The organism is Cellulomonas timonensis (assembly GCF_900046455.1).
In the GTDB taxonomy this organism is placed as follows: Bacteria; Actinomycetota; Actinomycetes; order Actinomycetales; family Cellulomonadaceae; genus Cellulomonas_A; species Cellulomonas_A timonensis.
Genome location: NZ_FCOT01000012.1, coordinates 389,819 through 407,523, shown reverse-complemented (window position 1 = coordinate 407,523; position 17,705 = coordinate 389,819). Strand labels below are relative to the sequence as shown.

Sequence of the window (17,705 nt, the reverse complement as noted above, 5' to 3'; positions counted from 1 at the left end):
GTCAGCGGTCCGGGCTCTGCCGGGACCAGAGGTAGCCGCCGGCGCCGAGCAGCATGCCGGTGGCGCACACCCACAGCGACGTGCTGTCGATCGTGCCGCGCCACCACAGCAGCGCCGAGACGCCCAGCGCGACCAGCCAGACGACGATGCCGACGAGGAACACGGGGCGCAGGCTGACGGCGACCGGCTCCGGGCTCGCCTTACGGCGGTCCGGGTGGAGCACGACCTCGATCAGTGATGGCACGGTCACCAGGTTACGTCGCGATCCCGCTAGGACCGGGACCCGACCGCCAAGGACGTCGCCGTGGCGAGCGCCTCGGGCACCGCGGCGAGGTAGGCGTGGGCCACGTCGAAGGGCTCCAGGCCCGTCGCGCGGACTCCCTCCACGTCGTTCTCCTCATGGGCGAGCACCGCGGCGAGCGTCGGGCCGTAGGGGCCGGTCTGCTCGTTAAGGGCGCGCGCGACGTCGCTGGAGACGCCCGTGCGGCTCACCAGGTCCGCTGTGGAGATGCCGAGCTGGGAGGCGACGGCGGAGAGCAGCCCCACGGTGTACGCGGCGTCCTCGCCGGTGAGGGAGCGGCACGTCAGCGCGCGGGTGAGCGTCGCCCAGAGGGCCCCGACGGTGGTGGGACGCGCGTCGATGAGGGAGGCCATCGCGAGGGCCGCGAGCTGCTGCGGGCCGACCAGCACCACTGCCTGGTGCACCGAGTCGATCTCGCGCCGCAGCGCGTACACGCTGGAGTTGACCAGGTGCAGCACCCGGATCGCGAGCTCGGGGTCCGAGCTCACCACGCGCACCACGGCGGCCTGGTCGATGGACTCCGCGCTGAGGAGCTGCATGAGCTCCAGGCACTGCAGCTCGCCCGCGGAGAAGTCGCGTCCCGTGGTCTCGGGGTGGCGCTGGAACATGGGGCCCTGGAGCAGGTCGACGCCGGCCTGCTGGCCGAGGCGGATCCGCTCGCGGTTGTCGGCGCGCTCGCCGATGACGGTGGCGCCTGCGGCGTGCGCCCGGGACACGAGCTCGCTGACCCGGTCCGGGCCGCGCGCCACATCGACCTTCACGAGGTCGACCTGGGGGAGGAGCTCATCCTGCGAGGAGCTGCCGGAGTAGTCGGCGAGGGCGATCCGGGCGCCGCGCTCACGGGCGGCGTCGACGAGGAGGCGGGCGTCGGCGCGCTGCGCGAGCAGGGGGGAGAGCTCGAGGACCACGCCGTGCGGGCTGGTCGGGGTCGCGAGGTCGCCGGTGAGCAGGCGGTTCGTGGCGCGCAGCAGGATGGCGCGATCGCCGGCCAGCATCGCGAAGTCGAGCTTCGCGTACTCGGCCTCGATCAGGTGCTCGACCTGGTGCTCGGGGAACGGCGCACCGGCGCCGTCGAGCACCACCACGCGGACGGCATAGCCGTAGACGGCCCGATCCGGGTGCACCACGGGCTGCCGCAGCACCGTGATCTCGCTGACCCGCGCGGCCGAGTTGCGACCATCGAGCACACTCATGGACTGATCCCCCTGGGGACGGCGGGCCGGCGAACGGACAACACCCATCTGATCGACGTCCAGCCCGCGCACATGAGTGAAATCGTTTGCGGAGTTCGCGGCGGCGGTGTCCGGGTGTCAGCCCAGCGGCGCGTGCAGGGGCCAGTCGTCGTCGCCGAGCACCGTCTGCATCGCCGCGCCGGTGGTCGGGTCGACCACGAGCGGCGCCAGCAGGTTCGCGGTGGGCGGGGTGTCGCGGTCCGCGGGGTGCACCACGACGAGCAGCAGGTGGTCCTCCGCGCGCCCGCCGACCAGCGTGTGTGCCTCGGCGTCCACGCTCGGCGCGTAGTCCGGGAAGAACACGCGCGGCGGGACGACGAACAGCCGCACCGGCGCGCGGTCGGCCGGGGCGCTGCGCATGGCGAACAGCGTGCCGTCGTCGTCCAGCGCGTCCATCGTGAACGTGTCGTGGCCCGGCAGCCCGGGCAGCGGCGCGCACAGTCGCAACTGGGGCGGCATGCGGCCATCCGTCGGTGGGAGGCCGTCCACAGGCAGGGCGCTCATCGGAGGTAGTCCATCAAGCTCGGCTGGAGCACCTTGGCCGCGGCGCCGAGGGCTCCCTGGTAAGCCGTCTCCTGCATGCCGAGCTCCAGGATGATCTCCGCCAGGTCGATGTCCTCGATCGCAGAGAGCTGCGTCTTGGTGGTCAGGGCGCTGTCGACCAGGCTGGCCTGCGCGTTGACGATGCGAGTCTGCCGGGCGCCGACGCCGGCCAGCTCGGTGAGCACCGTCTCGAAGCGCGTGTCGAGGGCGGCGAGCTGCGTGGCGGCGTCCGCACCAGGGGTGCGCAGCGTCGCGGCGATCGAGTCGAGGAGCGCGAACACGGAGTCCGCGCCGTCGCCGTAGACCTTCGCGCCATCCGCGTCGACGCGGACGGTGGTGGCGTCGGCGACCTGCCGCTCCACCGTGGCGGACGCCGCTCCGGTGAACGTGTACGTCGCCGGGTCCGTGGTCGAGTCGACGGTGAACGCGGCCCCGGCGTTGGAGGTTCCGGCGAAGACGGTGCGCCCGAGGTAGGTCGTGTTGGCCTGCTGCAGCAGCTCGTCGCGCAGGCCCTCGATCTCGACGGCGATCGCCTCACGCGAGGGCGTGCCCGCCGCGCCGGAGCCGCTCTGGATGACGAGGTCGCGCACCCGGCGGATCGTGGTGGAGGTGGTCTGCAGGGCGGAGTCGATCGTGGTGAGCCACGAGTTCCCGTCGCCGGCGTTGCGCTGGTACTGGGCCTGCGTCCGCTGCTCGCCCCGCAGGCGCAGCATGTCGGAGGCTCCGGCCGGGTCGTCGGACGGCACGTTGATCTTCTTGCCGCTGGACATCTTGGCCTGCAGGTCGGCCATGGTGGAGAGGTTGAGCTGCAGGTTCGCCAGTGTCGAGCGCTGCACGGACTGGTGCGTCACACGGTTGATCATCTCTACCGCCCCACGATTCCGGTTCTGTTGATCAGGGTGTCGAGCATCTCGTCGATGGCGCTGAGCACCCGCGCGGCGCCCTCGTAGGCGCGCTGGTAGGCGAGCATGTTGACCGTCTCCTCGTCGGTGTCGACGCTGGTCTGGGCGATCTGCTGCGCCGACGCGGAGGCACGGGTCGCCTCGGCGGCGGTGGCCCGCGACGTGGCGCTGGCGGTGCTCACGCCGAGCTGCACGACGAAGGCGCTCCACGCCGCGTCAGGGCCGTTGACGGAGGTGCCGAGCTGGGCGATCTGACGGGCGAAGGAGCCGTCGAGGGCGCCGGCGCCGGGCGCCGCCACCGCGACCAGGGCCGGGTCGTCGATCGCGACCTTGAGCCCGAGCGCGGCGGGCTGCCCGGCCGTGAAGTCGAAGAAGTCGCCACCCTGCGCGCCGCCGATGGTGACGGCCTGCCGGTGCAACGCGTTGACCTGCGTCGCGAGCTGTGTGGCCAGTTTGTCGTAGGAGGCCGCGGCCTCGGTGAGCAGGCCGCCGGTGCCGCCTGCGGCGGGCGGGGCCAGCACCGACAGGAGCCCGGCCACCTGGCCGCCCTCCAACCCGGCCGAGCGCGACGTGTCCGCGGCCCAGACGACCTTGACCTCGGCGCCCCCGGTCGCGTCGGCGAAGCCGGCCGCGCCGGTCACCGCGAGCTCGCGCACCTTGGAGCCGTCCACCAGCATGTTGCCGCCCACCAGGACGTCGATCTGGCCGTTCTCCTGCGTGCGCGTGGTGGCCCCGACCAGGCCGGACAGCTCGGTGACGAGCAGGTCGCGCTGGTCCTTGAGCTCGTTCGCGGAGGAACCGGAGTTCTCGATGGCGAGGATGCGCTTGTTGAGGTCGGCGATGTTCGCGGCTGAGGTGTTGGCCTGTGCGACGAGGGACGTGGTCTGCGTCCGCGCTTGCGACCACTGCGTGCCCGCGGCGGTGTAGAGCGTGCCGATGCGATCGGCCACGGCGGTGGCGGTCTCGAGCAGCACCGCGCGCGAGGAGTCCTTGTCGGGGCTGTTGGCGACGTCCCCGAACGCGGCCCACAGGTCGGTGAGCTGGGTGGCGAGGCCAGTGGCCGCCGGCTCCCCGATGTTCGTCTCGAGCAGCTTGGACGCTGAGGCGCGAGCGCTCAGGAACGAGCTGCTGGCCGTGGTGGTGCGGACCTGCGCGTCGAGGAACACGTCGTTCAGCCGCGCGATGTCGGTGACAGCGGTGCCGTAGCCGGGGCCGTTCGAGGTGGAGAACATCGAGGGGAGCTGTGCGGCGGGCAGCGACGAGATCGCGGCGCGCTGGCGGGTGTAGCCGACGGTGTTGGCGTTGGCGATGTTCTGACCCGAGACCTCGAGGGCCTGTCGTTGGGCGATCAGCGAGCTCAGCGCGGTGCCGAGTCCGGAGAAGGTGCTCACGGGTGGCCTCTCAGAAGGACTGGTCGAGCAGCTGGGCGCTGCGGTCGGTGTCGGCCGTCAAGCCGTGGGGCGCGTAGGTCTGCACCGTCTCCTGCAGGGACATCAAGGTCTCCTGGGTAGCGCGGTGGGACATGGCGAGCAGCTCGCGGTTGCCGTTGGCGAGCTGGGAGATCTCCGAGGTGAGCGCGACGAAGGCGTCACGGTGTGCCCGCAGCAGCTCGTCCCACGGGCTGGGCGCGTGCTGCGACAGGGTGAGCAGGCTCGTGTCGGCGTCCACCCCGAGCATCTGCGCGGCGGCCTCGGCCTCCATGGAACGGCCCAGCTCGGCGTCGCGGATCTGCTCGAGGACGGCCTCGACCTCGCGGGTGGCGTGGCCGAGCCAGCGGGTCCGCCCGCTGGTGAGGATCAGCTGCTCCTCCTCCAGCTTGAACAGCAGCAGCTCGAGCAGATGCCGCTCTTGCCACAGCACGTCGGACAGCCGGCTGAGGACCACCTGGCCACCGCCTCTCGCTCGTCGTTCGGCGCGGTGCGCGCCGGGGTTCTGGCTTCCTGATCGGATGCGTCGCGCCGGTCATGACCTTTTCGGGCGGGGGGATCTGCACTCGAAAGGGTGATCCGGTCGATCCGGGCGGTTGCCGTCCCGGCTTCGATGCCCTGGCCTGGACGGATGTCCAGGCTCCTGCCGGGGCATGCCACTCACAAATCCACCCGCTGTGACCTTTGTCACATTCAGTGGGAAGGGATTTCCGGATGCGCCACCTGTGGGTGATTCGACCGTCCACATCGTCCGCTTTGGCCCCCGCAGCCTCCAGGGCGCCCCACGACAGTTGCGCGAAATCCCTCAAGCGTCTCTCGGCGAGGGTCGAAACAACCCGGGTGACAGCCTCCGGACACCCCACCGACGACCTCGTGGTCCAGAACCTGGCCTTGGTCGGGTACCACGTCAGCGAGGTCATGATGCGGGTGCCCCCGACCGTGACCCGGGACGAGCTCGCGTCCGCCGGGAGCCTCGCCCTGGTGCTGGCGGCCCGCGCCTACGACCCCTCGACGGGGGTCCCCTTCGCGCGGTACGCCGCCCTGCGCATCCGCGGCGCGCTGCTCGACGAGCTGCGCTCCATGGACTGGGCCACCCGCGGAGCCCGGCACCGTGCCCGCGAGCTCGCCGCCACCAGCGACCGCCTGACCGGCGCGCTCGGCCGCGCGCCCTCGCGCGAGGAGCTCGCGAACGCGCTCGGCACCGACGTCACCGCTGTCGACCAGGCGCGGCAGGACGCCGAGCGCCGCGTGCTCAGCATCGACGCCACAGTGCACCCCGTCGCCGACCTGCTCAGCGACGACAGCCCGGGCCCGGAGGACACGCTGCTGATCGGCGAGCGCATGCGCTACCTGCGCGCCGGCGTCGACACCCTGCCCGACAGGCTGCGCCAGGTCGTCGAGGAGCTGTTCTTCCAGGACCGCCCAGTCGCCGAGCTCGCCGCCGAGATGGGCGTCACCCAGTCACGCATCAGCCAACTCCGCACCGAGGCGCTGAGCCTGCTGCGGGACGGGCTCAACGCGAGCCTCGACCCCGACCTCGTCACCACCGCCGAGCGCCCCCAGGGCGTCGCCGAGCGCCGCCGCCAGACGTACTTCGCGGCAGTGGCGGCACGCGCGGCCACCTCCGCGAACCGTGCGGCCATGACCGAGGCCGGCGCCGTGCCCACGCCCTGGCGCGGCGCGGACGATGGGCGCTCCGTCGGCGCGCCCACACGTCTCACCAGCGCCTGACACGAGAAATAGATCGCACGAACTCCTCAGATGGAGGGCGAGAAGCCCGATGAGGGGGATGTGCCCACGGATGGGCAGCATCTGACCCCACAAGGAGGACGTTCATCATGGGTCTCTCGATCAACCAGAACATCGCGGCCGTCAACTCGTACCGCAACCTGTCCAACACGCAGAACGACCTGAGCAAGTCCCTCGAGAAGCTCTCCTCGGGCTTCCGCATCAACCGCGCGGCGGACGACGCTGCCGGCCTCGCGATCTCCGAGGGCCTGCGCTCGCAGGTCGGTGGCCTCAAGGTCGCCGCCCGCAACGCCCAGGACGGCATCTCGGTCGTGCAGACCGCTGAAGGCGCCATGACCGAGGTCCACGCGATCCTCCAGCGTCAGCGCGACCTGGCCGTCCAGGCCGGTAACGACTCGAACAACACGAAGGCCCGCGAGAACATCAAGGCCGAGTCGGACAGCCTCTCCGACGAGCTGACCCGCATCGCCGCCTCCACGAACTTCAACGGCGCCAACCTGCTCCAGGGCGGCAACATGACGTTCCAGGTCGGCGCCGGCTCTGACGCCGTCACCAACCAGATCACGGTCGCCCTCGCCGACATCTCGACCCTGGGCGCCACCACCAAGGCGCTCACGTTCGACACCGCGGCGAACGCCCTGCTGTCGGTCGCCGCGATCGACACCGCGATCGGCAGCGTCTCGACTGCTCGCGCCAGCCTCGGCTCGGTGCAGAACCGGTTCGAGCACACCATCAAGAACATCAACGTCGCGGTGGAGAACCTGTCCGCGTCGGAGAGCCGCATCCGCGACACCGACATGGCGTCGGAGATGGTGTCCTTCACCCGCGCGCAGATCCTGTCGCAGGCCGGCACGGCGATGCTCGCGCAGGCCAACCAGATCCCCCAGGGCGTGCTCTCGCTCCTGCGGTGATCTTGACCTCACCCTCGCGGTGAGGACGCAGCACCACACGACCGGCGGTGGGTGGACAACCGTCCGCCCGCCGCCGGTCGCACATTCGGACCACGCGGCACGCATGACGGAGGAGGACGCCAGATGGCGACGCTCGGGATCGACGGGCTGATCAGCGGCCTGCAGACGACGGACCTGATCAACCAGCTCATGTTCGCCGAGGCGGGCCCGCAGCGACTCCTCGCAGCGAAGCAGACGAGCGCCAGCAGCCTCGTGACGGGCCTGCAGGCCCTCAACGCGAGGCTCTCCTCGCTCGCCGACTCGGCGACGACCGCGTCCAAGCCCGCGTCGTGGGCGGCGGCGACGGCCACGTCCTCGCACCCGTCCGTGACGGCTACCGCCGCGGCGGGCGCTCAGCCGTCCACCCTCAGTTTCACCGTCTCGCAGGTCGCGCAGTCCCAGTCCTCGCTGGTGACGCTTCCCGCCGGGTACGACGCGCCGGCCCCGAAGTTCACCATCTCGCAGGGCGGCGTCGACACAGTGGTCACCGCCGCGAGCGCAGACATCACCGACATCGTGGCGGCGTTCAACGCCACGGGGACGGGAGTCAAGGCCGCCGCGGTCAACGTCGGCACGTCCGCGGCGCCCGACTACCGACTCCAGCTCACCGGCGTCGAGACCGGCGCCGGCAAGGGCTTCTCGCTGTCGGTGGCGACGGGCGCGGACGGCACGGGCACGCAGGCCCTGACGCTGAACAATGTCCGCAGCGCCCAGGACGCTCAACTCACCCTCTGGGCGGGGACGGCCTTCGAGCAGCCCGTCACCTCCTCCAGCAACACGTTCTCCGGGTTGATGTCCGGGGTCGACGTCACGGTCACCCAGGTCGAGACCGCGCCGGTCTCCCTCACAGTGGCCCGCGACGACACGGCGATCACGAAGCTCGCCACCGACCTGATGGGCGCCCTCGGGGTGGTGCTGTCCGAGATCTCCAGCCGCACGGCCTCGACGACCACCACCTCCGACGACGGCCGCACGGTCATCACGGGTGGCCTGTTCAGCGGCGACAGCGCCGTGCGCGGCCTCCAGCAGCAGCTGCAATCCGCCATGGGGCTCCCGGTGGAAGGGCTGTCGCCCTCCGAGGTGGGCATCAGCATCAATGCGAAGACCGGCCACTTCGACTTCGACCAGGAGAAGTTCGCCGCGGCCCTCGCCGCCGATCCCGCCAAGGTCGAGAAGATCATCTCGGGTCTGGCGACCCGCGTCGGGGAGGTGGCGACCGGGGCCTCGGACAAGTACGAGGGCACGATGACGCTGAAGATCCAGAGCCAGGAGGGGATGGTCAAGAACCTCGGCGAGCAGATCGCGTCGTGGGACCTCCGACTCGCGTCTCGCCGCGAGGGCCTGCAGAAGACCTACGCGGCGCTCGAGGTCACGCTCTCGAACCTCCAGTCCCAGTCGAGCTGGCTGACCAGCCAGCTCGCGTCGCTCTCGACCAGCTCCTGAGGAACAGCACACCTGTCCTCGCCGATGCCCGAAGGAGACCGGCATGTATGACGTCCGATCGCGCTACCTCGCAGACACCGTCGCGACCGTCGGGTCCGAGCGCCTGCTGACGATGCTGTACGACCGGATGCTGCTCGACGTCGAGCGGGCCGAGGCCGCGCAGCGCGCGGGCGACCGGATCGAGGGCACCGCCCAGCTCACGCACGCGCAGGAGATCCTCGCGGAGCTCATCGCCAGCCTGGACGTGGACGCCTGGGACGGCGGCCCGGGCCTGATGTCGATCTACACCTACCTGCTGGCCGAGCTCATCGAGTCCTCGATGACGGCCGACCCGGACCGGACCGCCGGATGCCGCGACATCATCGGGCCGCTGCGCGAGGCGTGGCACGGCGCCGCCGACGTCGTCGCGCGGACCGCGGTCCCGGCGCCGCGGATGGCGATGGCCTCCGAGGTGCAGGTGGGCGAGCTCGGTGTCGGCTGACATGCTGGCCGAGGCTGACACTGCCGCGAGCGGCTGGGCGGCCGCACTCGACGCGCTCGAGGCCCACGTCGAGCAGGCGCAGGCGCTAGCCGGCGACGGCCTCGCCGGGGACGCGCCGTCCCCCTGGCGCCCCGAGGCCGACCTGGGCCCGCTGCCCGAGGCCCTGGCGCCTCGCGCGCGGCAGCTCCTCGACGCGCAGGCCGACGTGATTCGGCAAGTGGCCGAGGCGTCCGCGACGAGCCGGCGCCACCTCGACGTGGTCGACGTGCTGCGCACCACCGGCTCGCGGGCTCCCGTGTACCTCGACGTCGAGGGCTGAGGAGCCGTCGGCTCCAGCCGGATGACCCGGACACCGCGGGGCACACAGGTGTGAACCCATTCCGCCGTCTGGGTGAAGGTCGACCTCGATGGGTGGAACACCTCACGTCTCCGCGACCGCCTCCGATGAGGAACCCGAGCAGGGATTGCTCGCGCAACAGGCCACGGATCGGCCGACCCGAAGTACCACGTCGGTGAGGTGGTCTCGCATGTCCATGTTCGGATCGGTTAGCTACGTGGCGCTCAACAGCGCCCTCGACGGGCTGGCGCTGCGACAGCGCGCCATCGCCGAGAACGTCGCGAACATCCAGACCCCTGGCTACCAGGCCCAGCGCGTCTCCTTCGAGGACGCCCTGACGCGTGCGGTCGGCAAGGGCACAGGCGCCGCCGAGGCCACCACGGCGCGGTCGCTCGAGCCCACGCGCGAAGACGGCAACAACGTGAACCTCGACGCCGAGACGCTGCTCAACGTCGACACGAACCTCCGTTACCAGCTCGCCACGCAGGCCGTCAGCGGCACGTACTCCGGAATCCGCACCGCGATGAGGACGAGCTGATGACCACGTTCGGCGCTATCGGCATCGCCAGCACGGGCCTGACGGTCTACCGCAAGTGGCTCGACGCGGTCAGCGACAACCTGGCGAACATGTCCACCGCGACGTCCACCACCGAGGACGCGTACCAGGCCAAGTATGTGATCGCCCAGGAGATCGCCACCCAGGACGGCGGCGGGGTCCAGGTCTCCGGCATCGCCCTGGGCGACGCGGAGGGGCGGATGGTCTACGAGCCGGAGAACCCCCTGGCCGACGAGGCGGGTTACGTGCGCTACCCGGATGTCGACATGGCCAGCCAGATGAGCCAGCTGATCATGGCGCAGCGCGGCTACCAGGCGAATGCCGCCGTGGTGGACCGCGCGAAGGCCACGTACGAGGCAGCACTCCAGATCGGACGCAACTGATGAGCATCCCCGCGATCGGCGGCGTGACGACAGTCGCGCCCACCGCGTACCTGTCGGCGCTCACCGGGACGGAGGCGGCCCCGGCATCCGACGGCAGCGCCTTCGCCTCCGTGCTCGGGTCGATCGACTCGCTGCAGGGCCTGCAGGCCACGAGCAACGAACTCGCGGTGCGGGCCGTCACCGGTGACCTCGACGACGTGCACGACTACACCGTGGCCGCCGCCGAGGCGAGCCTCACCCTCGAGCTGACCGCCGCGCTGCGCAACAAGGCAGTGGACGCGTTCACCGAGATCATGCGGATGCAGGCCTGATGCCCGCGCAGATCTCCGCGGTGCTGGAGCGCATGGGCGGCACCGTGAAGCAGTTCACCCTGGCGCAGCGCACCCTGGCCATCATCGGCCTGGCCATGCTGGTGCTGGGCGCCGTGGCGCTGACGAGCTGGATGACCAAGCCGACCCTGAGCCCGCTGTTCACCAGCCTGTCCGCGACGGACGCGAGCGCCGTGGTCGACGAGCTGAGCGCGGCCGGGGTCTCCTACGAGCTCGCCGACGGCGGCTCCACAGTGATGGTGCCGGCCGACCAGCTCTACTCGATGCGGCTCAAGCTGGCCGCGGCGGGCCTGCCCGCGAACGCCGACGGCGGCGGGTACTCGCTGCTGGACGACATGGGCATGACGGCCTCCGAGTTCCAGCAGGAGGTCACCTACCAGCGCGCGCTCGAGGGCGAGCTGGCCAAGACGATCGGCGCCCTGTCCGGTGTGGAGGCCGCGACCGTCAAGCTGGCCATCCCGGAGGACAGCGTCTTCGTCTCGCAGACCGCCGACCCGACGGCGTCGGTGTTCGTGCGCACCAAGACCGGCACGTCGCTGGGCGCCGAGCAGGTGCAGGCGATCGTGCACCTGGTCTCCGCGGGCATCGAGGGCATGAAGCCCGCCGACGTCGCGGTGGTCGACTCCAGCGGCGCGGTGCTGTCCACCGTGGGCGCCGAGAGCGGAGTCGGGATGTCCGGCCAGCAGACCGCCGAGTATGAGTCCCGAGTGCAGCTCGCCGTGCAGGCGCTGCTCGACCGGGTGGTCGGGGTCGGCAAGTCGGCGGTGACGCTCACCGCCGAGCTCGACTACGACCAGACCGAGCGGGTCAGCGAGCAGTTCTCCGCCACGCCCGACGTGCCGCCGCTGATCTCGGCGACCACCACGGAGGAGTACACGGGCAAGGGCGGCGGCACTGCCACGGGCGTGCTCGGGCCGGACAACATCGCGGTGCCCTCGGGCGACGACGACTCCGGCGCGTACTCGTCCACCACCGAGAACCTCAACAACGCGGTCAACAAGGTCACCGAGCAGGTTGTGACGGCCCCCGGCAGCGTGAAGCGGCAGTCGCTGGCCGTCGCCGTGGACGCCGCCGCCGCCGCGAAGATCGACATGGCCGAGCTCACCGCGATGGTCACCGCCGCCGCCGGCATCGACACCGCGCGTGGCGACACGGTCGCGGTGCAGCGCATGGCATTCGACACCTCGACGGCCGAGGCCGCGCAGGCCGCGCTCAGCGCCGCCGACGAGCAGGCCGCCAAGGCCGCGACGGCCTCGCTCATCCGCCAGCTCGCGATCGCCGGCGTCGTGCTGGTGATCCTGCTGGCGCTGGCCATCGCGGCGGTCCGCAGGTCGCGGCGCAACCGTCGCGAGTCCTTGGACATCGGGGAGCTGCCGCTGATGGGCGGCGAGACCCTCGAGCTCGAGGGGGGCGGCCCGGACCTGGACGCCATGGCCCTCGTGGCGGCGCCCGTGGTGCAGGACAGCTCGGCGCTGCGGCGCGCGGAGATCGGCGCGCTCGCCGACGAGCAGCCCGCCGAGGTCGCGGACCTCCTGCGCGGTTGGCTCAGCACCTCCGGCTCGGGCTCGGGCGGGCGTTGATGGCCACGCTGACGGGCACCCAGAAGGCGGCGATGATGCTGCTCCAGCTCGGTCGCGACCGGGCGGCGCGCGTGATGGCGCAGCTCGACGTCGCCGAGATCGAGGAGCTCACCGCGGAGATCCTGCGCCTGGAGCACGTCGACCAGGCTGTCGCTGACGAGGTGCTCGACGAGTTCTACGCGATCTCGCTGACCGGCCCCGGCGTCGGCGGTGGGCTCGGCTACGCCCAGCACCTGCTGGAGGCGTCGATCGGCCGTGACCAGGCCGCTGGGATGATCGACCGGCTCCAGTCGTCGATGGCGGGGCAGCGGTTCGACTTCCTGCAGCACGCCGACGCCCGCCAGGTGCTGTCGCTGATCAGCGGCGAGCACCCGCAGACCATCGCGCTGGTGCTGGCCCACCTGCGCCCAGATCACGCGTCGGCGATCCTCGCCGGCCTCGACGGGGAGCTGCAGGCCGAGGTGGCGCACCGCATCGCCCTGATGGAGCGCGCGTCGCCGGATGTGGTGGCAGTGGTGGCCGACAACTTGCGCCGCAACGCGTCGACGGTGTTGACCCCGCAGGAGCTGTCCGCGGTGGGCGGCGTGCAGCCGCTGGTGGAGATCATCAACCGCGCGGACCCGACCACCGAGAAGCTCATCCTCGAGGGGCTGCAGGCGCGCGACGAGGCCCTCGCCGAGGAGGTCCGCAGCCGCATGTTCGTCTTCGGCGACATCGTGCTGCTCGAGGACCGGGCGATGCAGCTCGTGCTGCGCCAGGTGGAGATGGCCGAGCTGTCGGTGGCGCTCAAGGGCGTGGCCACCGAGGTGCGGGAGAAGATCCTGCGGAACCTGTCGGAGCGCGCGCGGGAGAACCTCACCGAGGAGGTCGATTTGCTCGGACCGGTGCGGCTCTCCCAGGTGGAGGACGCCCGCGCGAGCATCGTGCAGGTGATCCGACGCCTGGAGGAGGGCGGCCAGATTGTCATCCGCCGCGACGGCGAGGACGAATATGTCTCCTGACCTGCGCACCAGCCCGTTCGAGACGGCCTTCGTGGGCCAGCGGCGCGACGAGTCGCGTGACGCGGCGCTCACGGCCGAGCTCGACCGGGCGCGCGGGGCGGGGCACGCCGTGGGGTTCGCGGCGGGTCGCCGGGAGGCAGCCGAGGCTGCGGCGGTGGAGTCGGCGCGGGCTGCCCGCGAACGCGAGCAGGCCGTCGCGGCGCAGGCCGCCCAGCACGCCGCAGCCCTAGCCGTGCTGCAGCGGGCGGCAGCAGCAGCCGCGGCGCGCACGGCGCCTGTGCTCGCCGAGCTGGAGCAGCGCCTGCACGCCGCGGCCCTCGAGCTCGCGCAGGCGATCCTCGGCCACGAGCTGCGGGACGGCGAGCACTCCGCGCGGGCCGCGCTGGCCCGGGTCCGGTCGCAGCCGCAGCAGGTCGGCGGCCAGACCGTGCGCCTGCACCCGCGCGATCTCGCGGCGCTCGAGGCTGCCGTGGCGCCGGCCGACGTGTCGGGGCTCACGCTGGTTGCCGACGCGGCACTCGCCGTGGGCGACGCCGTGAGCGAGCACGCCGACGGGTACCTCGACGCCCGCCTGACCACTGCGCTGGACCGGGTCCGCGCGGTGCTCGACCTACCCGAGCAGGCCGGCCCATGAGCGCCCCCACCCTCGACATCGCCGCCGCACCCGCGGTCTTCTCCGACGCGGGATCGGCGGGCTGGGCGCGTGCCCTGCGGGTCGCCCGCCCCGAGCTGGTCGGCGCGGTGCGCGGCGTCGTGGGCCTGACGGTGGAGGTCGCCGGGACGGCCTCCGCGGTGGGCGACCTCGTGGAGATCGGCAGCGGCCCGGACGCCGTGCCCGCGGAGGTCGTCGCGGCCGAGCGCGGCGCGGCGCGCTGCATGCCGCTGGGCCCGACGCACGGCCTGCGCGCCGGGATGCCGGTGCGGGCGCTGGGAACCTCGCTCATGGCGCCCGTGGGCCGTGGCCTGCTGGGGCGCGTGGTGGACGGCCTGGGCCGCCCGATCGACGGCAAGGGCCCGCTGCGGGCCGACGCGTATGTGCCCGTGGCGGGCGTCGCGCCGCATCCGCTCGAGCGCTCCGGTGTGGCCGAGCCGCTCGAGCTGGGCGTGCGGGTGCTCGACACACTGGTGACGGTGGGGCGCGGGCAGCGCATGGGCCTGTTCGCCGGCTCCGGCGTCGGCAAGTCGAGCCTGCTGTCCATGGTGGCGCGCGGCACCGACGCCGAGGTCTCCGTGATCGCCCTGGTCGGCGAGCGCGGGCGCGAGGTCCGCGAGTTCCTGGAGGACGACCTGGGCCCCGAGGGCCTGGCCCGTTCCGTCGTGGTGGTCGCGACGTCCGACGCGCCGCCGTTGGTGCGCCTGCGCTCGGCGTTCGTCGCCACCCGCATCGCGGAGCACTTCCGCGACGACGGCTCCGACGTGGTGCTGATGATGGACTCCCTGACCCGCGTGGCGATGGCGCAGCGTGAGATCGGGCTGTCCGTGGGGGAGCCCCCGGCCACCCGCGGCTCCCCGCCGAGCACGTTCGCCCTGCTCGCCCAGCTCCTCGAGCGCGCGGGGACGTCATCCGCCGGGTCGATCACCGGGATCTACACCGTGCTGGTCGACGGCGACGACCACAACGAGCCCATCGCCGACGCGGCCCGCTCGATCCTCGATGGGCATGTGGTGCTGGACCGCAAGCTCGCCGTGGCCGGGCACTTCCCGAGCGTCGACGCGCTCGCCTCCATCTCCCGGGTCGCGACCCGGGTCATCTCCCGCGAGCAGCGCGACCTGGCCGTGCGCCTGCGCACCGTCATGGCCGCGCGGCGCCAGGCGCAGGACCTGCTCGACGTGGGCGCCTACGTCGCGGGCTCCAACGTGCTGGTGGACGCCGCCGTGACGCACAGCCGCGCCATCGACGCGTTCCTGCAGCAGCCGCTCGAGGAGTCCGCCGGCTCGGAGGACTCCTGGCGCCGGCTGGCCGAGCTCGTCGCCGCGATGGGGGTGCTCCGATGAGCCGCCCCTTCCGGCTGGCCAGCCTGCTGCGGCTGCGCGGCATCGCCGAGGACACCGCCGCCGTGGAGCTCGCGGCCGCCACCCGCCGCCGCGACGAGGCCGAGCGCCGCAGGCTCGACACCGAGGTGATGCTCGGGAACGCGTCCCTGCCCGCCCGTGCCGATGAGATGCACTGGCGTGCCGCCGTCGCGAGCCGCACCGCGTTGAGCAGCCTGCTGCTCGAGCACGGAACCCACGTGGTGCAGGCCCAGGAGGTCGTGGACGACGCGCAGCAGGCCTGGTCGCAGGCGCGGACGGCCACTCGCACCCTCGAGAAGCTCGAGGAGCGCCACGACGTCGAGGTCCGCGACGAGGACGCGCGGGCCGAGCAGGCAGTGATCGACGAGGTCGCCGGCCGGCGTCCGGCAGCACATCCGGAAGGAGGGGTCCGATGAGCGGGATCGCCGCCGTGCAGGCGCGCATCGCCGAGCTCCGGCAGCTCGTGGAGCCGCAGGCCACCACGTCGACGGCTGCGTCATCGACGGCGTCCGCGGCGTCCGGCGCCGACGCCACTTTCGCCGCGGCGCTCGCGGCGCTCGGCGTCGACCCGACCCAGTACGCCGCCCTCACGGGCTCCACCGCCACCTCCACGTCGGGGACGGCCACGGGCCAGGGCCTCGTCGAGGCCGCGAAGAAGTACCTGGGCGTCCCGTACGTCTGGGGTGGGGAGACGCTCGACGAGGGCGGCCTGGACTGCTCGGGCCTGGTCCTGCGCGCGATGACCGACCTGGGTGTCGGCGACGGCGTCCCCCGCACCGCACGGCAGCAGATGACGATCGGCACGCCGGTCAGCTCGCTCGACCAAGCCCTGCCGGGAGACCTGCTGGTCTTCGGTGGCGGCACGCACATCGGCATCTACATGGGAGACGGCCAGATGATCGACGCCCCCAAGGCGGGCTCCTACGTGCAGATCCGCGACGTCTTCGCGACGCCCACGGCGATCCGCCGGGTGCTGCCGCAGGAGGCTGCGGCCGCGGCCGATCCGAGCGCCGCGCTGTCGGCGGCGCTCACCACGGCCACCGCGCAGCGCACTGTGTTGAACCTGCTGGCGGGGACGGCGGTGACCTCATGACCACCCCGGTGCAGTCGAGCGGCGTGCCGGCCCCCGGGCCGTCCGTGCGCCCAGCGTCGAGCCCGTCGACGTCCACCTCCCAGCGGGACTTCGACGCGGTGCTGCGCGACCAGGTGGGACGCGATCGCCAGGCACAGACCCGCGCGCAGGACAAGGCCCGTGCGCAGGACAGGGCTCGGGTGCAGGACAGGGCTCGGGCGCAGGACAGTGCCCGCGCGCAGGACAGGGCTCGGGTGCAGGACAAGGGCCCGGCTCAAGAGAAGGCGCCGGTGCAGGACAAGGCTCCAGTGGTCGGCGCGGGGGATTCCGTCACCGACGGCACGGCTTCCGCTGCTGTGGCCCTCGACGCCGTCCCACTGCCCGCTGGCCTGGCCGTCACACCGCCGGCGCCCCTCGCGCTCATCGCAGGCGAGGCGGGGCCGGGCCTGGCCGCAGCCGTCGACGCCGCGCTGGCGGCGGCGGATCCGTCCGCGACCAGCGCGCCGCAGCCCGTCCTCACGACTGCCGCGCCCGCCGATGAGGCAGCCGCCGGTCAGGCGCGTGCCGGGCCGGCGCCGGCGCTGCCCACAGCGCCGGCTGTCGCGAGCCTGTCGGGTGACGGCAATGCCCAGGCCGCCGCGTCGGCCCAGCCCGCTGGGCCGCCCTCGCCCGCAGCCGCGTCACCCGCTCCGCTGGGCCCCGTCGCCCCGGCTGTGGCCCGGACCGCCACGACGTCGCCCGATCTCACGGCTCAGCCTGTCTCCGGCGCGGGCCAGCCCGTCGAGGCCGCGACGGCCGGGGTGTTGTGCGAGCGCGGAGGGGCCCGCCGGAAGCTACACGCGTAAGATCGTCGGCAGCGTCAGAGGTGTATAAGAGACGGGCCCCGCACCCCGTCGGCCACCCGGCCCGGCGGCATCGACGTCATCGCCTGAACAGGAGCGCCCCATGAGCATCGACACGTCAGCCATCTACTCGGCTCCCGCCTCGGCGACCGGCCAGACCGCCTCGACGGCCAAGAACACCCTCGACTCGCAGGCGTTCCTCAACCTGCTCGTCGCGCAGCTCGCCAACCAGGACCCGAGCTCGCCGATGGACACCAACGACCTGATGGCGCAGACCACGCAGCTCGCCACGATGGAGCAGCTCACCGAGCTGACCTCCACGTCGCGTGAGGGCTTCGCGCTGCAGATGCGGATGGCCGCGGCCAGCCTCGTCGGCCAGCAGGTCACCTACACCGACGCGGAGGGCGAGACCCAGACCGGGATCGTGTCGTCCGTGTCCTACAAGACGGCAGTGCCGACGGTGATGGTCGGCGACAAGGAGGTCACGCTCGACGCCGTGGCCACCGTCACGACACCCGGCGCCACACCCGCGCCCCCCACGACCCCCGCGCCCAGCGCCTGACG

Annotated in this window: 22 protein-coding genes; 16 read left to right on the top strand and 6 right to left on the bottom strand. The window is 72.4% G+C overall.

Annotated elements, in window-relative coordinates:
• Position 1 precedes the first annotated feature (1 nt).
• From BN3788_RS10295 to flgN, 6 genes are all read right to left on the bottom strand, one after another.
• Entirely contained in the window at positions 2 to 244 is a 243-nt protein-coding gene (locus BN3788_RS10295) for a DUF2530 domain-containing protein (protein ID WP_066587031.1), read from the bottom strand.
• A 26-nt stretch (positions 245 to 270) separates the two neighbouring features.
• Positions 271 to 1,494 (bottom strand): EAL and HDOD domain-containing protein, encoded by a 1,224-nt coding sequence (locus BN3788_RS10290; protein ID WP_147525106.1) that lies wholly within the window; start codon positions 1,492 to 1,494, stop codon positions 271 to 273.
• 117 nt (positions 1,495 to 1,611) lie between these two features.
• Complete coding sequence (locus BN3788_RS10285) at positions 1,612 to 2,037, bottom strand: flagellar assembly protein FliW (protein WP_082812788.1); 426 nt, start codon at positions 2,035 to 2,037, stop codon at positions 1,612 to 1,614.
• Positions 2,034 to 2,927: a flagellar hook-associated protein FlgL gene (flgL, locus tag BN3788_RS10280; RefSeq protein WP_315969755.1), complete on the bottom strand. Its 894-nt coding sequence runs from the start codon at positions 2,925 to 2,927 to the stop codon at positions 2,034 to 2,036. Before flgL ends, BN3788_RS10285 begins: the two co-directional genes overlap by 4 nt.
• Positions 2,928 to 2,941: 14 nt before the next feature.
• Positions 2,942 to 4,369: a flagellar hook-associated protein FlgK gene (gene flgK, locus BN3788_RS10275; RefSeq protein WP_066585375.1), complete on the bottom strand. Its 1,428-nt coding sequence runs from the start codon at positions 4,367 to 4,369 to the stop codon at positions 2,942 to 2,944.
• A 10-nt stretch (positions 4,370 to 4,379) separates the two neighbouring features.
• Positions 4,380 to 4,862, bottom strand: a complete 483-nt coding sequence (gene flgN / locus BN3788_RS10270) for a flagellar export chaperone FlgN (RefSeq protein WP_066585372.1) — start codon at positions 4,860 to 4,862, stop codon at positions 4,380 to 4,382.
• 383 nt (positions 4,863 to 5,245) lie between these two features.
• On the opposite strand from flgN, the gene BN3788_RS10265 reads away from it, so the two are divergent.
• The 16 genes from BN3788_RS10265 to BN3788_RS10190 all read left to right on the top strand — a co-directional run bounded on the left by BN3788_RS10265 (position 5,246) and on the right by BN3788_RS10190 (position 17,703).
• Positions 5,246 to 6,136, top strand: coding sequence for a sigma-70 family RNA polymerase sigma factor (locus tag BN3788_RS10265; RefSeq protein ID WP_234346597.1), 891 nt, complete (start codon positions 5,246 to 5,248; stop codon positions 6,134 to 6,136).
• A gap of 107 nt (positions 6,137 to 6,243) precedes the next feature.
• Positions 6,244 to 7,065, top strand: a complete 822-nt coding sequence (locus BN3788_RS10260) for a flagellin N-terminal helical domain-containing protein (protein WP_066585366.1) — start codon at positions 6,244 to 6,246, stop codon at positions 7,063 to 7,065.
• Positions 7,066 to 7,188: 123 nt separating this feature from the next.
• Positions 7,189 to 8,547, top strand: coding sequence for a flagellar filament capping protein FliD (gene fliD / locus BN3788_RS10255; RefSeq protein ID WP_066585359.1), 1,359 nt, complete (start codon positions 7,189 to 7,191; stop codon positions 8,545 to 8,547).
• Between the two features lie 43 nt (positions 8,548 to 8,590).
• The gene (locus BN3788_RS10250; RefSeq protein WP_066585356.1) at positions 8,591 to 9,028 is read left to right on the top strand and encodes a flagellar export chaperone FliS; all 438 of its coding nucleotides are present in this window, start codon (positions 8,591 to 8,593) and stop codon (positions 9,026 to 9,028) included.
• On the top strand, positions 9,018 to 9,347 hold the full coding sequence (locus BN3788_RS10245) for a hypothetical protein (RefSeq protein ID WP_147525105.1): 330 nt from the start codon (positions 9,018 to 9,020) through the stop codon (positions 9,345 to 9,347). Before BN3788_RS10250 ends, BN3788_RS10245 begins: the two co-directional genes overlap by 11 nt.
• A 214-nt stretch (positions 9,348 to 9,561) precedes the next feature.
• On the top strand, positions 9,562 to 9,903 hold the full coding sequence (locus tag BN3788_RS10240; RefSeq protein ID WP_066587023.1) for a flagellar basal body rod protein FlgB: 342 nt from the start codon (positions 9,562 to 9,564) through the stop codon (positions 9,901 to 9,903).
• Positions 9,903 to 10,304, top strand: coding sequence for a flagellar basal body rod protein FlgC (flgC, locus tag BN3788_RS10235; RefSeq protein WP_066585351.1), 402 nt, complete (start codon positions 9,903 to 9,905; stop codon positions 10,302 to 10,304). Before BN3788_RS10240 ends, flgC begins: the two co-directional genes overlap by 1 nt.
• On the top strand, positions 10,304 to 10,615 hold the full coding sequence (locus tag BN3788_RS10230; RefSeq protein ID WP_066585349.1) for a flagellar hook-basal body complex protein FliE: 312 nt from the start codon (positions 10,304 to 10,306) through the stop codon (positions 10,613 to 10,615). Before flgC ends, BN3788_RS10230 begins: the two co-directional genes overlap by 1 nt.
• On the top strand, positions 10,615 to 12,213 hold the full coding sequence (fliF, locus tag BN3788_RS10225) for a flagellar basal-body MS-ring/collar protein FliF (protein ID WP_066585348.1): 1,599 nt from the start codon (positions 10,615 to 10,617) through the stop codon (positions 12,211 to 12,213). The genes BN3788_RS10230 and fliF overlap by 1 nt, the downstream gene beginning before the upstream one ends.
• Complete coding sequence (gene fliG / locus BN3788_RS10220; protein ID WP_066587022.1) at positions 12,213 to 13,214, top strand: flagellar motor switch protein FliG; 1,002 nt, start codon at positions 12,213 to 12,215, stop codon at positions 13,212 to 13,214. Before fliF ends, fliG begins: the two co-directional genes overlap by 1 nt.
• On the top strand, positions 13,204 to 13,848 hold the full coding sequence (locus BN3788_RS10215; protein ID WP_066585342.1) for a FliH/SctL family protein: 645 nt from the start codon (positions 13,204 to 13,206) through the stop codon (positions 13,846 to 13,848). The genes fliG and BN3788_RS10215 overlap by 11 nt, the downstream gene beginning before the upstream one ends.
• Positions 13,845 to 15,209: a FliI/YscN family ATPase gene (locus tag BN3788_RS10210; protein WP_066585339.1), complete on the top strand. Its 1,365-nt coding sequence runs from the start codon at positions 13,845 to 13,847 to the stop codon at positions 15,207 to 15,209. Before BN3788_RS10215 ends, BN3788_RS10210 begins: the two co-directional genes overlap by 4 nt.
• Entirely contained in the window at positions 15,206 to 15,643 is a 438-nt protein-coding gene (gene fliJ, locus BN3788_RS10205) for a flagellar export protein FliJ (protein WP_066585337.1), read from the top strand. Before BN3788_RS10210 ends, fliJ begins: the two co-directional genes overlap by 4 nt.
• Positions 15,640 to 16,320: a C40 family peptidase gene (locus BN3788_RS10200; protein ID WP_066585334.1), complete on the top strand. Its 681-nt coding sequence runs from the start codon at positions 15,640 to 15,642 to the stop codon at positions 16,318 to 16,320. The genes fliJ and BN3788_RS10200 overlap by 4 nt, the downstream gene beginning before the upstream one ends.
• Positions 16,317 to 17,144: a hypothetical protein gene (locus BN3788_RS10195; RefSeq protein WP_066585331.1), complete on the top strand. Its 828-nt coding sequence runs from the start codon at positions 16,317 to 16,319 to the stop codon at positions 17,142 to 17,144. The genes BN3788_RS10200 and BN3788_RS10195 overlap by 4 nt, the downstream gene beginning before the upstream one ends.
• 100 nt (positions 17,145 to 17,244) lie before the next feature.
• Complete coding sequence (locus BN3788_RS10190) at positions 17,245 to 17,703, top strand: flagellar hook assembly protein FlgD (RefSeq protein WP_066585326.1); 459 nt, start codon at positions 17,245 to 17,247, stop codon at positions 17,701 to 17,703.
• The last annotated feature ends 2 nt before the right edge of the window (positions 17,704 to 17,705 follow it).

Excerpts from the sequence above, each read along its gene's own strand:
- BN3788_RS10290 (WP_147525106.1), bottom strand. The coding sequence starts at position 1,494 with ATGAGTGTGCTCGATGGTCGCAACTCGGCCGCGCGGGTCAGCGAGATC.
- BN3788_RS10285 (WP_082812788.1), bottom strand. The coding sequence starts at position 2,037 with ATGAGCGCCCTGCCTGTGGACGGCCTCCCACCGACGGATGGCCGCATG.
- BN3788_RS10260 (WP_066585366.1), top strand. The coding sequence starts at position 6,244 with ATGGGTCTCTCGATCAACCAGAACATCGCGGCCGTCAACTCGTACCGC.
- fliD (WP_066585359.1), top strand. The coding sequence starts at position 7,189 with ATGGCGACGCTCGGGATCGACGGGCTGATCAGCGGCCTGCAGACGACG.
- BN3788_RS10250 (WP_066585356.1), top strand. The coding sequence starts at position 8,591 with ATGTATGACGTCCGATCGCGCTACCTCGCAGACACCGTCGCGACCGTC.
- BN3788_RS10240 (WP_066587023.1), top strand. The coding sequence starts at position 9,562 with ATGTTCGGATCGGTTAGCTACGTGGCGCTCAACAGCGCCCTCGACGGG.
- flgC (WP_066585351.1), top strand. The coding sequence starts at position 9,903 with ATGACCACGTTCGGCGCTATCGGCATCGCCAGCACGGGCCTGACGGTC.
- BN3788_RS10230 (WP_066585349.1), top strand. The coding sequence starts at position 10,304 with ATGAGCATCCCCGCGATCGGCGGCGTGACGACAGTCGCGCCCACCGCG.
- fliF (WP_066585348.1), top strand. The coding sequence starts at position 10,615 with ATGCCCGCGCAGATCTCCGCGGTGCTGGAGCGCATGGGCGGCACCGTG.
- fliG (WP_066587022.1), top strand. The coding sequence starts at position 12,213 with ATGGCCACGCTGACGGGCACCCAGAAGGCGGCGATGATGCTGCTCCAG.
- BN3788_RS10215 (WP_066585342.1), top strand. The coding sequence starts at position 13,204 with ATGTCTCCTGACCTGCGCACCAGCCCGTTCGAGACGGCCTTCGTGGGC.
- BN3788_RS10210 (WP_066585339.1), top strand. The coding sequence starts at position 13,845 with ATGAGCGCCCCCACCCTCGACATCGCCGCCGCACCCGCGGTCTTCTCC.
- fliJ (WP_066585337.1), top strand. The coding sequence starts at position 15,206 with ATGAGCCGCCCCTTCCGGCTGGCCAGCCTGCTGCGGCTGCGCGGCATC.
- BN3788_RS10200 (WP_066585334.1), top strand. The coding sequence starts at position 15,640 with ATGAGCGGGATCGCCGCCGTGCAGGCGCGCATCGCCGAGCTCCGGCAG.
- BN3788_RS10195 (WP_066585331.1), top strand. The coding sequence starts at position 16,317 with ATGACCACCCCGGTGCAGTCGAGCGGCGTGCCGGCCCCCGGGCCGTCC.
- BN3788_RS10190 (WP_066585326.1), top strand. The coding sequence starts at position 17,245 with ATGAGCATCGACACGTCAGCCATCTACTCGGCTCCCGCCTCGGCGACC.